Source organism: Methylocystis rosea (assembly GCF_003855495.1).
Classification (GTDB): Bacteria; Pseudomonadota; Alphaproteobacteria; order Rhizobiales; family Beijerinckiaceae; genus Methylocystis; species Methylocystis rosea_A.
Genome location: NZ_CP034086.1, coordinates 151,098 through 166,257, shown reverse-complemented (window position 1 = coordinate 166,257; position 15,160 = coordinate 151,098). Strand labels below are relative to the sequence as shown.

General features: G+C 65.0%; 13 protein-coding genes. 8 read left to right on the top strand and 5 right to left on the bottom strand.

The genetic code is table 11. The features are described from left to right. The first annotated feature begins 23 nt into the window (after positions 1–23). The 4 genes from EHO51_RS00700 (at position 24) to EHO51_RS00685 (ending at position 4,343) form a co-directional block, all read left to right on the top strand. Positions 24–953, top strand: coding sequence for a 50S ribosomal protein L11 methyltransferase (locus EHO51_RS00700; protein ID WP_124737271.1), 930 nt, complete (start codon positions 24–26; stop codon positions 951–953). 154 nt (positions 954–1,107) lie between these two features. Continuing rightward, the gene (locus tag EHO51_RS00695) at positions 1,108–2,922 is read left to right on the top strand and encodes an aminopeptidase P family protein (protein ID WP_124737270.1); all 1,815 of its coding nucleotides are present in this window, start codon (positions 1,108–1,110) and stop codon (positions 2,920–2,922) included. Between the two features lie 67 nt (positions 2,923–2,989). Beyond that, positions 2,990–3,508 (top strand): hypothetical protein, encoded by a 519-nt coding sequence (locus tag EHO51_RS00690; RefSeq protein WP_124737269.1) that lies wholly within the window; start codon positions 2,990–2,992, stop codon positions 3,506–3,508. A gap of 223 nt (positions 3,509–3,731) precedes the next feature. Further along, positions 3,732–4,343 carry a phosphatase PAP2 family protein gene (locus EHO51_RS00685; protein ID WP_124737268.1) on the top strand — a complete coding sequence of 204 codons (612 nt, stop codon included), beginning with the start codon at positions 3,732–3,734 and terminating at the stop codon, positions 4,341–4,343. A 39-nt stretch (positions 4,344–4,382) separates the two neighbouring features. Here the strand turns inward: EHO51_RS00685 and EHO51_RS00680 are convergent, their stop codons facing one another. Beyond that, on the bottom strand, positions 4,383–5,000 hold the full coding sequence (locus tag EHO51_RS00680) for a GNAT family N-acetyltransferase (RefSeq protein WP_124737267.1): 618 nt from the start codon (positions 4,998–5,000) through the stop codon (positions 4,383–4,385). A 220-nt stretch (positions 5,001–5,220) separates the two neighbouring features. Then, positions 5,221–6,366: a type III PLP-dependent enzyme gene (locus EHO51_RS00675; RefSeq protein ID WP_124737266.1), complete on the bottom strand. Its 1,146-nt coding sequence runs from the start codon at positions 6,364–6,366 to the stop codon at positions 5,221–5,223. Positions 6,367–7,016: 650 nt separating this feature from the next. Here EHO51_RS00675 and EHO51_RS00670 point away from each other — a divergent pair. Next, entirely contained in the window at positions 7,017–8,585 is a 1,569-nt protein-coding gene (locus EHO51_RS00670; RefSeq protein ID WP_124737265.1) for a glucan biosynthesis protein, read from the top strand. Between the two features lie 3 nt (positions 8,586–8,588). On the opposite strand, the gene EHO51_RS00665 is transcribed toward EHO51_RS00670, so the two are convergent. Both EHO51_RS00665 and EHO51_RS00660 read right to left on the bottom strand, forming a co-directional pair. Continuing rightward, positions 8,589–9,392, bottom strand: coding sequence for a creatininase family protein (locus tag EHO51_RS00665; protein ID WP_245434687.1), 804 nt, complete (start codon positions 9,390–9,392; stop codon positions 8,589–8,591). A 69-nt stretch (positions 9,393–9,461) separates the two neighbouring features. Continuing rightward, positions 9,462–10,646, bottom strand: coding sequence for a hypothetical protein (locus EHO51_RS00660; RefSeq protein WP_124737263.1), 1,185 nt, complete (start codon positions 10,644–10,646; stop codon positions 9,462–9,464). Positions 10,647–10,813: 167 nt separating this feature from the next. Between EHO51_RS00660 and EHO51_RS00655 the strand changes: the two genes are divergently transcribed. Continuing rightward, on the top strand, positions 10,814–11,284 hold the full coding sequence (locus tag EHO51_RS00655) for a DUF411 domain-containing protein (protein WP_245434686.1): 471 nt from the start codon (positions 10,814–10,816) through the stop codon (positions 11,282–11,284). Here EHO51_RS00655 and EHO51_RS00650 read toward each other — a convergent pair. Beyond that, the gene (locus EHO51_RS00650; RefSeq protein WP_245434685.1) at positions 11,212–12,588 is read right to left on the bottom strand and encodes a TIGR03862 family flavoprotein; all 1,377 of its coding nucleotides are present in this window, start codon (positions 12,586–12,588) and stop codon (positions 11,212–11,214) included. The two genes, EHO51_RS00655 and EHO51_RS00650, sit on opposite strands and share 73 nt — an antisense overlap. A gap of 76 nt (positions 12,589–12,664) precedes the next feature. Between EHO51_RS00650 and EHO51_RS00645 the strand changes: the two genes are divergently transcribed. Beyond that, positions 12,665–13,687, top strand: coding sequence for an RluA family pseudouridine synthase (locus tag EHO51_RS00645; protein ID WP_124737261.1), 1,023 nt, complete (start codon positions 12,665–12,667; stop codon positions 13,685–13,687). Between the two features lie 292 nt (positions 13,688–13,979). After that, positions 13,980–14,993 carry a ribonuclease T2 family protein gene (locus EHO51_RS00640; RefSeq protein ID WP_124737260.1) on the top strand — a complete coding sequence of 338 codons (1,014 nt, stop codon included), beginning with the start codon at positions 13,980–13,982 and terminating at the stop codon, positions 14,991–14,993. Positions 14,994–15,160: the final 167 nt, after the last annotated feature.

Sequence of the window (15,160 nt, the reverse complement as noted above, 5' to 3'; positions counted from 1 at the left end):
CCCCGGCCGTGGTAAGCGCGCTCATGCTTGAAGGCCTTCCCCCTAATAACGCCAGCCACATGCTGCGCCTCGATTGCGACGAAAAGCGCGCCCGCGCCGTCGCCGACCTCATCGTCGAAACCTTCGAGCCGACAGAGACCGCCGCCGCCGCCTTCGAGCTGGACGACGGCCCCCGATGGTCCGTCGAGGTCTATTTCGCGGGCGCGCCCGACGAAGCGCAGATCCTCGCCCTGATCGAGGCCGCCGCCGACGCGGAAACGGCGCGGGCGGCGCGCTTTTCGACTGTCGCCGAGCAGGACTGGGTGGAGAACGCTCTTGCGGGATTGGCCCCGGTCCGCGCCGGCCGCGTGCTGGTGCATGGCGCGCATGATCGGGGCCGGCGGCGCGCAAACGACATTGGCGTCGAGATCGAGGCGGCGCTCGCTTTCGGCACCGGCCATCACGGCACGACGCTGGGTTGCCTTAGAGCGCTCGAGAGAACCGCCAAGCGCCGGCGCCCACGCCGCATTCTTGATGTCGGAACCGGCACCGGCGTTCTGGCGATCGCCGCCGCGCGGCTCTTTCACCAGCGCGTCGCCTGCGGCGATATCGATCCCGTCGCCGTGGCGACAGCCTCGGCCAACGCCCGCGCCAATGGCGCCGGCGCCGATGTTCGCCCGGTCGTCGCGACCGGGCTCCGCCACGCGTCGCTGCAAGGCCAATATGATCTGATCTTCGCCAACATCCTGGCGAAGCCTCTGCGCCTGCTTGCGCCGGAAATTGTCCGCGCCGCGACGGCTGACGCGGAGCTGGTGCTTTCGGGACTGCTGGCGCGCGACGTGCGCGGCGTGCTCGACGCCTATCGCGCCCAGGGGTTCTTCCTGGCCGAGCGGGGCGACATCGACGGGTGGGCGACTCTGGTTCTTAGACGCGGCGGAGCGTCCTACGTCCCCTCCCTGCCCCTTCCCCTTTAAAGCGGGAGAGGGGACGCTAACGACGCAGGTTTTGCGGTTCTTCGCCGAAACCCGAACCGGACTCCCTCTCCCGCGAAGCGGGGGAGGGTTGGGGAGGGGGAAAGCGGATGCGCGAAGCATTGCCATGCGGGAAGCTCGCGACTAGCTTTGCTCCATGTTCGAAGCAAAATTCCAAACATTCGTCGACGACGCCATGCGCGGCGACAGCGCGGCGCGCCTCAGGGCGCTGCGCACTGAGCTGAAACGGCAAGGACTCGACGGCTTTCTCGTTCCGCGCGCCGACGTCCATCAAAACGAATATGTGCCCAAATGCGCGGAGCGCCTCGCCTGGCTGACAGGCTTCACCGGGTCGGCCGGCTTCGCCGTCGTGCTGGAGAAAGAGGCCGCGCTTTTCGTCGATGGCCGCTATGTCATTCAGGTGCGCGGCGAGATCGACGCGAAGCTCTTCAAGCCGCTCGACATCGCCGAAACGACTCCCGCCGCCTGGCTCAGCGGACATGCGCGCGAAGGCGCGCGCATCGGCTATGACCCTTGGGTGCACACCAGCGCGCAGATCGAACGCTTCGGGAAAATTCTCGCGGAAAAAAAGATCGAACTCGTTCCGCTCGACGCCAATCCGATCGATGCGCTTTGGATTGACCGGCCGGCCGAGCCGACAGGCGCGGTGGCGATTCATCCCGCGCGTTACGCGGGCGAGAGCGCCGGCGCCAAAATCAAGAAGCTGCGCGCCGCGCTAAAGGATGCGGACGCAGCGTTGATGTCCGATCCGCATGCGATCTGCTGGGCGTTCAACATTCGCGGCGCCGATGTGGCGCATACGCCGATCCCGCTGTGCTTCGCCCTGTTGCCCAAGGGAGGCGCGCCTGCGCTCTATGTCGACGAGGCGAAGCTCGCGCCGAAGGTGCGCGCCGCGCTTGAAAAATTTCTGACGCTGAAGACGCCCGAAGCGCTCATCGACGATCTCGTTGACGCCGGCAAGCGCGGCGCGACCCTTCTCTTCGATTCGGCGACGGCGCCGGCGAAACTCGTCGAAACCTTGCGCGCGGCGGGCGGCAAGCCGCGTCTCGCCGACGATCCGGCGACGCTACCGAAAGCGATCAAGAATGAAAGGGAGCTCGCAGGCGCGCGCGAAGCTCATATCCGCGACGGCGCGGCGCTGACGCGCTTCCTCGCCTGGTTTTCCGAAGCCGCGCCGAAGGGCGGATTGACGGAAATCTCGGCGGCGGAAGCGCTCGAAACCTTCCGCCGCGAAAATGGCGACCTGCGCGACATCTCCTTCCCGACGATCTCCGCCTTTGGCGAACATGCGGCGATCCCGCATTATCGGGTGACGGAAACGAGCAATCTCAAGATCGGTCGCGGCGTCTATCTCGTCGATTCCGGCGCGCAATATCTCGACGGCACGACCGACGTGACGCGCACCGTCGTCGTCGGCCCGGCGTCGAAACAATTGCGCGAACATTTCACCCGCGTGCTCAAAGGCCATATCGCCATTGCTCGCGCCGTTTTTCCCAAGGGCGTATCGGGCGCGCAGTTGGACGCGTTCGCGCGCCGCGCGCTGTGGGAGGCGGGGCTCGACTTCGACCACGGCACCGGACATGGCGTGGGCTCCTACCTTTCCGTGCACGAAGGGCCGCAGCGCATCTCGAAACTCGGGACGACGCCCCTGCAGCCGGGAATGATCCTCTCGAACGAGCCCGGCTATTACCGCGCCGGCGAATATGGAATCAGGCTCGAAAATCTCGTCATCGTCGAGAAGCGCGAGATCAAAGGCGCGGAACGCGAGATGTATGGTTTCGAGACCATCACGCTTGCGCCTTTCGATTTGAATTGCGTCGAACCGAAATTGCTGTCGCCGGAAGAAATCGGCTGGCTGAACGCGTATCACGCCCGGGTGCGCAAGATCCTATCGCCGCTTGTGGACGCGAAGACACGCAAATGGCTGCGAGAGGCGACGACGTCGATATGATGAATCTCGAAACGGATGACGTTGATCTGTTGATCCTCAGAACTCCGCTCGCTCGGAGGAAATTGTCATGAGCATTGGCGCAGAATCGACACGGAACGAACCCATCGCGGCATTGGCCGGCGAGGCCTTCGCGAAGGCCGTCACGACGCTGGCGCGCGGACGCATGCTGACGCCCTTCGGCGTGGCGCGGTCCGACGACGGCGTCGACCAGCCGCAACAATTCGTCGTGAGCGAGGCCGGCAAGATCGATGTCGCCGAAAGCGTCGAGGCCGCGCTGCAATGGCTGGAGGATGAAGCGCCAAACGCCGACGTCTGCATGATTATTCTCGACGGCTATCTCAGCAGTGATGACGGCCGCATCGACGCGGTGGTCGGCCGCGCGCTGTCGCTGAAGCGACAGTTGATGGTCGAGATCGCGCTGCCTTACGAGAGCGCCGAAGACGAGGAAGGTCTCGAGTTTTCAGACCCGCAATATCGCTTTTCCGGCGTCGCCGAAGACGGCGTGGAGATCGAAACGGTCGACGTTGACGCCGACGCTTTCGACGCCGTCTTTCGCAGCGCCTTCGCCAAACACGCGCCCGCCTAGAGCAGGTTCCGAAAAAAATTGACAGACTTTTTCGAGAGAGAACCTGCTCGGACGTTTTGATTTTGAGCGATTCCCTATCGATCACATGATTCCATGTGATCGGGACGCGCTCTAGCGGCGTCACCAAATCATCACATAAGCGTCACGCAACCTCTATCCCAACGTCACCGAAACGCAGCCTCCGCGTCGCGAAACCGCAGCGTCCGTCGCGTAGCGTTGCGTCATGGCGTTCACATCGGACCAGCTGGCGAAGCTGACGCGAGACGCGTCATCGGAGCCGCAAGCAAACATCGGCGTCGCCGCCACATGGGGCCAACGTCTCTTCGACCTTGACCTCGCGGCGGTTCATCTTTTCTCTCGAACGGCGCGCTCCGCGATCGGCAGATTCCTCGCCGTCGCGATCAGCAAGCTCGGCAATGGCTGGATCTATCTGATCCTCGCGCCCATCGTCCTCATCGGCCTCGGCTGGCAAGGGCTGCATGTCGCGGCGCTCGCGGGATTGAACGCCGCGCTGCTGCATATGCTCTATCCGATCATCAAGCGCCGCTTCGGCCGCAGGCGTCCGTTCCATGTCGACGCGCGGCTGCCGTCGCTGTTGAAGACGCTCGACGATCATTCATTCCCAAGCGGCCATGCCATGACGCTCACCGGCGTGCTCGCGCCCATCGTCATCGCCTGGCCGGCGACGACGCTATCGGCCGCACTTCTTCTGCTGTCGATGGCTTGGTCGCGAATCGCGACGGCGCACCACTATCCGAGCGACGTCGCGGCCGGCGTCGCGCTTGGCGCCGGCCTCTCCTACCCGCTCGCGAGCGGCATTCTCGCCTATTGGTGAGCGTCGAGCAGGTTCCGAAAAAGTTGACCGTGAAGCGCTCTAAGCCGCCTGCGGCAAGTCGAGCGCAGGCATGGTCGCGGGAATGACGCGGCCCTGCGCGGCCGATAGCGCGCCGTCGACAAGCTCCAAGCCCAGAAAGCGCGCGCGCTCGACCGGTCCCGGCATGATCAGCCGCTCGGTGAATCGCCGCTCGAAACCGAAGCGCGCATAATAAGGGGCGTCGCCGACGAGCAGCACGGCGCGGTGGCCGAAGTCGGCGGCGCGCGCGAGCGACTCGCGAATCAGCGCGCCGCCGACGCCGAGCGAACGCGCCTGCGCCGCGACGGCGAGCGGACCCAGCAGCAGCGCCGCACGCCCGCCGGCAAGAACCGGCCAAAGCCGCAGCGTGCCGATGAGCGCGCCGACGCTGTCGGTCGCGACCAGCGCGAGGCCCGGCGCCGGCGCCGATCCGTCGCGCAGCCGCTGGCACGTCTTCAAGAAGCGCGCGGGACCCATGGCGTCATCGAGCAAAGCTTCGCGCGCCGCGACATCGGCGAGCGTTTCTTCGGCGAGCGTAAATGGACCGCGCGCCTCCAGGCGCGCATGGGACATTGCGGAGCAGGCGCGCCAGGAGGCGCGCGGTCCAGCGTCAAAGTCGTGGTGAGCAAGAAAGGCCATCTTTTCCTCCCTTAAGAAGGACAAGCGACCCTCGCGCCTGGCGCATGACGCGCCCGCCGAACGGGACTGGGTTGGGATTGTTCCCGCCCTCGCCCTTCGAGACGCGAGCGTCGCTCGCTCCTCAGGATGAGGGCGGATAGGGTGCCGCCATCACGTTTCCCTCATCCTGAGGAGGCCTCGAAGAGGCCGTCTCGAAGGACGAGGGAAACGATCGACTCGCTCAGATCACATGCGTCTCAAGCGGCGGGAAGCCGTTGAAGCCCACGGCCGAATAGGTCGTCGTATAGGCCCCGGTTCCTTCGATCAGCACTTTCGCGCCGATCTCGAGCGAGATCGGCAGCTGATAGGGCTGCTTCTCATAGAGCACGTCGACGCTGTCGCAGCTCGGGCCCGCGACGACGCATGGACTCGTCGGCGCGCCGTCCGCCGGCGTGCGGATCGGATAACGGATCATCTCGTCGGTCGTCTCGGCGAGGCCGTTGAACTTGCCGATGTCGAGATAGACCCAGCGAATTTCGCTGTCCTCCTCCGACTTCTTCGAGATCAGCACGACTTCCGCTTCGATCAGCCCGGCGTTGCCCACCATGCCGCGGCCCGGCTCGATGATCGTCTCCGGAATGCGGTTGCCGAAATGCTTCGACAGCGCGCGGAAGATCGCCGCGCCATATTGCTTCACCGCCGGCACGTTCTTGAGATATTTCGTCGGGAAGCCCCCGCCGAGATTGACCATCTGCAAATTGATTCCGCGCTCCGCGAGCTCGCGGAAGATCTCCGACGCCGACTTCAGCGCCGCGTCCCACATGCGCGGATTCGTCTGCTGCGAGCCGACATGGAAGGAAACGCCATAGGCGTTGAGGCCGAGGCGATGCGCATGTTCGAGCACGCCCGTCGCCATCTCGGGGACGCAGCCGAATTTGCGCGACAAGGGCCATTCGGCGCCGGAGCCGTCGCAGAGAATGCGGCAGAACACCCTGGAGCCAGGCGCGACGCGCGCGATCTTTTCAACTTCCGCCTCGCAGTCGACCGCGAAGAGCCGCACGCCGAGCGCATAGGCGCGCGCGACGTCACGCTCCTTCTTGATCGTATTGCCGAAGCTGATGCGATCGGGCGTCGCGCCGGCGGCGAGGACCTGCTCGATTTCGACGACGGACGCCGTGTCGAAGCACGAGCCGAGCGAAGCGAGCAGCGAGAGCACTTCCGGCGCCGGATTGGCCTTCACCGCATAGAAGACGCGCGTATCCGGCAACGCCTTGGCGAAGCCGACATAGTTTTCGCGCACGACGTCGAGATCGACGACGAGGCAAGGTCCGTTGTCGCGCCCGTTGCGTCGGCGCTCGGCGAGGAAATCGAGAATGCGGTCAGTCATTGTGGCCCCCTTGCGCGGCGAACCGCGCCCAGATCGTTGAGCGTCAACGGACACGCCGCTCCGTTCGCCCGCGCGCGATGGAGACGCGACGAACGTTGGGTTTAGCTGTCCAAGGCCGCGCGAGCGCAAGCGCTCACACGGCTGGTTGATGCGCCGTTGACTGGACCGATGCGAAATGATGCGCGCCTGAGCGCGCACGCTTCCGCGGGTACAGCCATCGATTGGAAGGGGAGAATCCCGATCCGCACGCCCGGCAAGAAAGACAAGCCTCTTCGGTACGCCGACCTTTGGAGGGTCGACAGAGACGAAAAAGCCCGGTCCGTCGTTGCTTTAAGTCGCGATCCTCCGCAGAGACGGAGTTCGCCGGTTCGCCTCCGGCTGCCGGTTTTACGCTGGCGGTTGACCGGCCTCTTGTCCGGATCCCCGCCTACCGACACACGACCACAGGCACGTGCGATTTGGGCAAGGACTTAGATACGCGCTTTTGCCGCTGAGACAAGCGGTTTTTGCCCCATGCGATTATTTTTTCAGCGGGTGATGCATGTCGGTCGCAAGAACCCGCGTGAGCCGCCGGCTTCTTGCGCAAGCGAGACGATGGGGCTAGAGCAGCAGTCAAATAGTGAAGGCAAGACCTTGGTTCGGACGCGGGAATGACGCGAATAACGCGGCGCCAATTCGCCGGGACGCTCTCTGCAATAGGCGCGCAATTTGCGCTCAAAGGCCCAGCGCTAGCGGCCTCAGACGCTCCCAAGCCGCGGTTCGGCTTTGAGAACGTCGTGCAGCGGGCGCACGACCTGGCGCTGGCGCCCTTCGACGCTGCGGTTCCGCCGCGTCTGCCTGATCCCTTCGACGCTTTGGACTTCGACACATGGCGAGGGATTCGCTTCAAGCGCGAGCATGATATTTTTGCGGGCGCGGACGGCGGCTTCCGGCTAGAGACGTTCCATCTCGGCTTTCTCTATCGTCGCCCGATGACGGTAAATATGATCCGCGACGGCATCGCGACGCCGATTCCCTATTCGCCGGCGCTCTTCGACTATGGCCGCCTCAAGGTTGAAAAGGCTCCCCCCGTCAACACCGGCTTCGCCGGCTTTCGCCTGCATTTCCCGGTCAACGAGCCTCATGTTCACGATGAGGTGATCTCCTTCCTCGGCGCGAGCTATTTCCGCTTTCTCGGCCGCGATCAGAAATATGGGCTTTCCGCGCGAGCGCTTTGCGTCGAGGCCGGCTCCGAGCACGAGAGCTTTCCGTTCTTCCGCGAATTCTGGGTCGAAACGCCGGAGAAGGGCGCCAATCACGCGACGCTCTATGCGCTGCTCGACGGCGAGGCTGCGACAGGAGCCTTCAGATTCGATCTCTTCGCTGGACAGGAGAGCGCGCTCGAAATCCAGGCAACGCTTTTCCCGCGGCGCGCGGGGATGAAGCTCGGCCTCGCGCCGCTCACGTCGATGTATCTGACCGGCGAAAACGACCGGGATGTGCGCGACGGCTTTCGCACCGAATTGCACGATTCCGACGGGCTCTTGATCCGCACCGGCGCCGGCGAATGGCTGTGGCGCCCGCTCACCAATCCACCGCGAACGCGGATCTCGTCCTTTCTCGACAACAACAATCGCGGCTTTGGGCTGCTGCAGCGCGACAGAACGTTCGAATCCTATCAGGATCTTGATCTCGCCTATGAAAACCGCCCGAGCTATTTCGTCGAACCTATGGGCGACTGGGGCGAGGGGCGCGTCGAACTGATCGAACTGCCGACGCGTGACGAAACCAACGACAATATCGTCGCGAGCTGGACGCCGGCAAAGTCGCCTGAGCCCGGCGCGCCTTTCGTCTACGCCTATCGTATCACCGCCGGGCTCGACATGCCGCAGCTCGCGCCCAACGGCGTGGTCGTCAACACCTTCGAGGCGCCGGCGCGGGCGCTTGGCTCGGCCGAGCCCTACGACCCCGACGCACATCGTTTCATTGTCGATTTCGCCGGCGGCGATCTCGCCTATTACGTGGCCGATCCGGGTCAGGTCGAAGCGGTGGCGACGACGAACGCCGGGCGGGTGCTGCGCGCCAGCGTCGTGGCCAACGCGCATATCGGCGGACTGCGGGCGCTCTTCGACGTTTCGGTGCAGCCGGGCCAGACCGCCGATCTTCGGCTGTTTTTACGCGCGCACGGGCGGACGCTGACCGAGACCTGGACCTATCCGTGGACTGCGCCGGCAGCGTGATCCTCAATCGTCCATGCTCTTGAGCCGCGTCAGGTCGAACGCTTCGACGTCGCGCAACAATTCAACGAAAGCCGTCGCCCAGTAATCCGCGACCGCTTCGCCCTTCTCGGCGCTGGCTTTCGACGCATCGCCCATAGCGCCCGCGGGCGAGAGATCCTGCGCCATCCAGCCGAAGCCCGCCGGGCGGTCGGCGCGCAGCCAGGCGAAATCGCGCTCGAAGTCGAGCGTCGCCGGCGGGAAGTTTTTGGCGCGCGCCATGTCGACGAGTTCCGGCCTGAAGGCGAGCATGAGCGACGTTTCGATTTCGCCGCCATGAATCCCGTGGCGGAGCTCCGCCGCAGAGAACAGTCCATCGGGATAGCCGAAACGCGCCCAGGAGACGATGACCGCCAGCGCGCCGAAACGGGCGCGCAGATCCAGCGCCGCCTGCGAAATGAGCGCGGAATTGCCGCCATGCGAATTGAGAATCACCAGCTTTCTCACGCCGGTGCGCAGGACGCCCTCTGCGATCTCGAGAAGGACGCGCGACGCGGTCTCATTCGTCAGCGTCAGCGTGCCGGGAAAGTCGCGATGCTCGGTCGAGACGCCGACGCTCTGGATCGGCAGAAAGACCGCTTCGAGGTCCTCGGGCAGGCGCACCGCGACGCGTTCGACGCATCCTTCCATGATCATCGCGTCGACGCCGAGCGGCAGATGCGGTCCGTGCTGCTCCACCGCAGCGATCGGCAGAACGGCGATGACGCGCGACATGTCATGCGCGCGCATGTCGCGCATCGAGAGCTCGGACCAGAAGGGCGACGGGAGCATGGCGCGCAGCATAGGCGTCTTGGGCCCCGAGGGGAATGCGGCGCGCCCAACGGAACGCCTTAATGTTCGTCAGAGTCCCGTCAGTTTCATGAAGAGCTTTTGAGCCATCTCGGCGACAGGATATTTGAACAAGAAGAGTGGCGGCATCGGCAGCAGCGCCGCGGCGAGAATGATCGCCAGCAGGCGAATGCTGACAGGCGCCAGGCGCATATTTCGCACAACGCCGACGCTATTGCCGAGATCGGCAAGCGATTGCAGGTCCGGCGTCCCCAGCAAAGGCTCTCGGTCAGGAGACGCTTCGCCAAACCATTTGCGCTCGAAATCCTCGACGTATCGCGCCGCAAGCACCGTGTAGTCGCGCAGTCCCCGTTCTCTGCATTCCACCAGCTTGAAGGCGAAGAAACAGGGAGGACCGAGAAACAGCACGACGTCGATGATCACAATGATGGCCGTCGCCAGATAGATCGGGTCAAACGAGGCGCCCGTCGACATTTCCTCGGCGAAACCGGCGGCGACGAGCAGTGAGATGGCGAAGGCCAGAGGCGCCAGATGAGTCTGGACGACTTCGAGATATCCGAGACCCCCGGCGCCGTCGGGATGCGTCGGCGTCAAGTGAAGCTCCATTCGAGCCAGGCGCCACAGGAATCGCCACCAGAGCGCGAGCCGCAAAACCCAACGAAACGCCAGAAAGCGAAAGAGCGGCAGGCAAACCATCCAGTACCACAAGCCGGCAAGCGGCATGAGGGCCAAGGCTCGGCCCGATTCGGGCGACGCGGTCTTTCCAGACAGATGAAGCTGCGCCGCGAAAAGAAACATCAGCACTGTCGCCGCGAGCGAGGTCGCATCCGGAATCCAGGAATTGCTCCAGCGGGCGAGGCTTCGAACTTCAGCCTGCAAGGCGGGAAGAGCCGCTCTCGACGCTACGCCGGAACGAAGAAGGGTCGAAAGAAACTCCCTCGCTTGCCGATCAAACGTGGTTTCGCAAAAGAACAGCAGCGGAATGACCGCCAGCAACCGAATGTGCCCGCCGATGACGGAGAGCGTAAAGAACTTTCCGCGATCGCCTTCAAGCGCCGCCAAGGCGACGAGGACGATCCAGGGGACCAGCCCGAGGGCGATCCCCAAGGGGAGCGTATTCGGCCCCGGACGGACGAGGCCGAGCCGCCTTCCCAGCCTCTGAAGGGGGCCGCCAAGAAGCGAGAATTCGCTGAGCAGGTCGTCGGCGTTTTGCGGGCTGGCGGCGGATTGGCTCATGCACCCCTTCCGATGGTAAGCGCTGGGTCCGTTCGAGCGACGTCTTGCCGCTTTTGTCGGCGACACCGACATACTACCGCAAGCGACTTCGCGCGAATGCCGTTCCGACGATGCGCCCGCCTTCCGAATGGACGCGCATGGAGCGCGCGAGACAAGGACCGACGCTCATGGCGAATAACCTCTTCACCCGACGCGAGACGCTGCGGCTTGCCGCCGTCGCGGCGCTTATCCCCGGATGGGCGCGCGCCGAAGGCGCGACGAAGGTCGTGATGCATAAGAGCCCGACATGCGGCTGCTGCGGCGCGTGGAGCGCGCGCATGCGCGAGGCCGGCTTCATCGTCGAGGAGATCGTCGAAGTCGATATGCCATCGGTGAAGAAGCGCCTCGGCGTGCCTGAGCCGCTGTCCTCCTGCCACACGGCCGAGATCGACGGCTACATCGTCGAGGGCCATGTTCCCCCGCAGGCGGTCGCGCGGCTCTTGAAGGAGCGGCCGAAAGCCGTCGGCCTCGCCGCGCCGGGCATGCCGGCCGGATCGCCCGGCATGGAGGGCGGCGCAGCGGAAGTCTACAGGCTGTATTTGTTCGACGCTTCCGGATCGCGCCCATTTGGCGACTGGCGGGGCGACAAGCCCGTCTGATCGGGCTCGGGCGACGTGTTCTGCTGATCGAGAGAAAGGCCGAGATAGCGGGCGGCCCCGCGGCCTGCCGCCAGTCCGGTGGCGAAGGCCGCCTGCAGCAGATAGCCGCCGGTCGGCGCGTCATAGTCGAGCATCTCGCCCGCGACGAAAACGCCCGGCAGCTTCTTGAGCATCAGATGGTCGTCGAGTTCGTCGAAGGAGACGCCGCCGGCGGTCGAGATGGCGCGCTCAAGACCGCCGACGCCTGTGACGGTGAGCGGCGCATTCTTGATGAGGCCGGCGAGCGTTTCCGCATCGCGCGGCAGGCCCTCCCCGCGCCCCTCGCGCAGGAGCCCGATCTCGACTTTCGAGAACCCGGCCTTGCGCAGAAAATTCGCATGCGACTGTTTCTGTGGACGACGCGACAGCTTGCGGGTCAGGCATTCGAGACTGGTGTCGGGCCGCAGATCAATCGACAGCGTCGTCGGGCCGTGTTTTTGCGTGACGTCGCGCAGCTGCGAGGAGAGCGCGTAAACCGGCCCGCCTTCCAGCCCGCCCCGCGTGACGACGACATCGCCGCGCGCCGTAGATGCGCCATGGCGCAGCAACGCCGTCTTGATCGGCTGGCCTTCGAAATCGTCGCGAAAGATCGCGCTCCACTCGATCAGCGCGCCGCTGTTGGCGGCGGCGAGCGGCGTAATGCGCACGCCCTGCGCGCCAAGCCGCGCCGCCCAGGCGCCGTCGGAGCCGAGCCGCGGCCAGGAGGCGCCGCCGAGCGCCAGCACCAGGGCGTCGACCTTGCGGGTGAATTCGCCATCCGGGCCGATCAGGCGCAGCGCCCCCGATTCGGCGAAACCCGCGAAGTCATGGCGGGTCACGATCGTGACGCCGAGCCGCGACAGCCGCGCGAGCCAGGCGCGCAGCAGCGGCGAGGCCTTGAAGCTTGCCGGAAAAACCCGGCCGCTGGAGCCGACGAAGGTCGTCTCGCCAAGCTCGGCGCAGAAATCGCGCAGCGCCTGCGGCGGCCAGGCGCGGATGAACGGCGCGATTCTCGCGGCCGCCGCGCCATAGCGGGAGATGAAGCGCTCCAGGCCTTCGCTATGGGTGATGTTGAGCCCGCCCCGCCCCGCCATCAGGAATTTGCGCGCGGGGCTCGCTTTGTGCTCATAGATAACGACGCGCGCGCCGGCGCGCGCGAGCGCATCGGCGGCGAAAAGGCCGGCGGGGCCCGCGCCGATGACGGCGCAGAACGGAGCCTCGGCGTCGCTAATGGAAGAGCCTCCCTTGGGCGGCGTTTTTCGATGCGCATAATGGCGAAGGTTCACGCCTCCGCTCGCGCCACGCCCGCGTTTCGGTGGCTCTCATATCATGTGCGCGTCGGCGCGCGGAAAAAAAGCTGAAATGACAGTCAAGGCTCTGCCTCAAATTGACGCATCCGCCGAGCGCTTCGAATTTCTCGTTGCGCCGCAGCACGCCGGCGCCCGGCTCGACCGCTTTCTCGCCGAACAGCCGGAGATCGTCGCCGCGCATCTGTCGCGCAGCCGCATCAAAGGGCTGATCGAGGACAATCGCGCGACCCTTGCCGGCGAGACGGCGCGCGATCCGGCCAAGAAGCTCGGCGCCGGAGATCACGTCACGCTCGACGTGCCGCCGGCGACTCCGGCCGAGCCGCAGGGCGAAGATATCGCGCTCGCCATTGTCTATGAGGACGAACATCTCCTCGTCATCGACAAGCCGGCCGGCCTCGTCGTGCATCCGGCGAGCGCGCATGAGAGCGGCACGCTGGTCAATGCGCTGATCGCGCATTGCGGCGACAGCCTTTCCGGCGTCGGCGGGGTGAGGAAGCCCGGCATCGTGCATCGCATCGACAAGAATACGAGCGGCCTGTTGGTCGTCGCCAAGACCGACGCCGCGCATCATGGCCTCTCGCGCCTCTTCGCCGATCACGGCCGCAAACTGTCGCTGACGCGCGAATATTTCGCCTTCGTCTGGGGCGTTCCCGACCGCGCGCATGGAACGGTCGACGCGCCGCTCGGCCGCCATTCGACGCAGCGCGAGAAAATGGCGGTGGTGTCGGAAGCGCGCGGCCGCGAGGCGATCACGCATTGGGAGAAGGTCGAGGATTACGGCGTCGCCGCGCTCATGCGCTGCCAGCTGGAGACCGGCCGAACGCATCAGATCCGCGTGCATATGGCCCATATCGGCCATCCGCTGATCGGCGACAAAACTTATGGCGCGGGATTTAAAACCAAGGTCGCGAAACTGACGCCCGCCGCGCGCGAAATCGTCGAGCGTTTGGACCGCCAGGCGCTGCACGCCGCGACGCTGGGGTTCGAGCATCCGGTGACGAAAGAGGAGATGATGTTTGAAAGCGAACTGCCGGAGGATTTGGCGGGATTGAGAGAGGCGCTCGCGGGCGTTTGAAAGCCGGCGCCAAAAACCTGGCGCTGCTACTTGGCGAACTTACCGGCGCAATAAGCGACGCGCATCTGTGCACGTCATGCCCGGCCTTGCGCCGGGCATCCACGCGGCGCCGCTCCGCAAATTTCGCAGCGCCGCGCCGCCTCTCGACGTGGATGGCAGGGACAAGCCCGGCCATGACGGGCTGAGTTCCCAAACGACGCGTTCACCGAAATCGAAGCGGGCCGATGCTTGCTCGCTTTCCCCGCCCGGATTACCCTTCCGCGCGTTGCTGATGTTTTTTGGAGTTGGCGTCATGCGCGCACGCGCTGTTCGAATGCTGTTTTGCTCGTCCTTATCGCTCGTCGCCTCAGGCGCGACGGCGGATACGCCTGCATCGGGAACTTTTCTAGCCCGTCAGTCCTGTCCCGCGCTTCAATCGATCCGAACCGGCGCCAATCCCGGCAACATCAGCGTCGAGCCGAATGGGCATTATTCCATTTTCGCCAAGAACAAGCCGAACGCGACGCATTATCTCATCGATGTCCCCGACGCTCAGCCGGGGCGCCGGTGGGTCGCTGTCGGATGCGGCGAGGCGACGCTCGCGGAGGGCGGCGGCCAGCCGGGGAGCGGCGGCGAACAAGCCTCGGGCGGGCAAGAGCCTGACGGCGGTCCCGCGCAAAAGCCGGATTACATCCTCGCCGTGAGCTGGCAGCCGGCCTTTTGCGAAGGCAAGCCCGACAAGACGGAATGCGAAACGCAAAGACCCGACCGGTTCGACGCGACGCATTTCACGCTGCATGGGCTCTGGCCCAAAAAACAATATTGCAACGTCGATCGCCACATCGTCGCCGCCGATAAGGACAACCGGTGGAACGGCCTGCCCGAGCCCGAACTCTCCGACGCGACAAGGCACGCCCTGTCGGAAGTCATGCCGGGAACGATGTCGCTGCTCGAAAGGCACGAGTGGATCAAACATGGCACGTGCTTTCCGGGAAGCGTGGCGGAAGCCTATTTTTCACGGATGCTCGCGCTGGTGTCTCAGCTGAATAGCTCCAAGGTTCAGGGGCTTTTCGCGGCGCATATCGGCGAGGAGATCACGCGCGACCAACTCAAGGCGGCGTTCAACGAGACCTTCGGCGACGGCGCCGCGGATCGCGTGCGCGTCGCCTGCAAGAGAGACGGCGGCCGCAATCTCATTGTCGAGATGACCATCGGATTGGTGGGCGACGTCAAACCCGACAGCAAACTCGCCGATCTTATGGCTGCCGCGCCGGCGACCGACCCCGGCTGCCCAAGCGGAGTGGTCGATGCAGTGGGGTTGCAGTAGGCGGCGCGCCAATCCCCTCGCCCCTCATCGCACTTCTCCCCGCAAGCGGGGAGAAGAGGCGTCAGGCGATTCGCGAAAAAATCATGCGCGCGCGACGTGCAGAAGGCGCTGCGCCGCTATCCCCTCTCCCCGCTTGCGGGGAGAGGTAAGGTGAGGGGCTTCGGCGA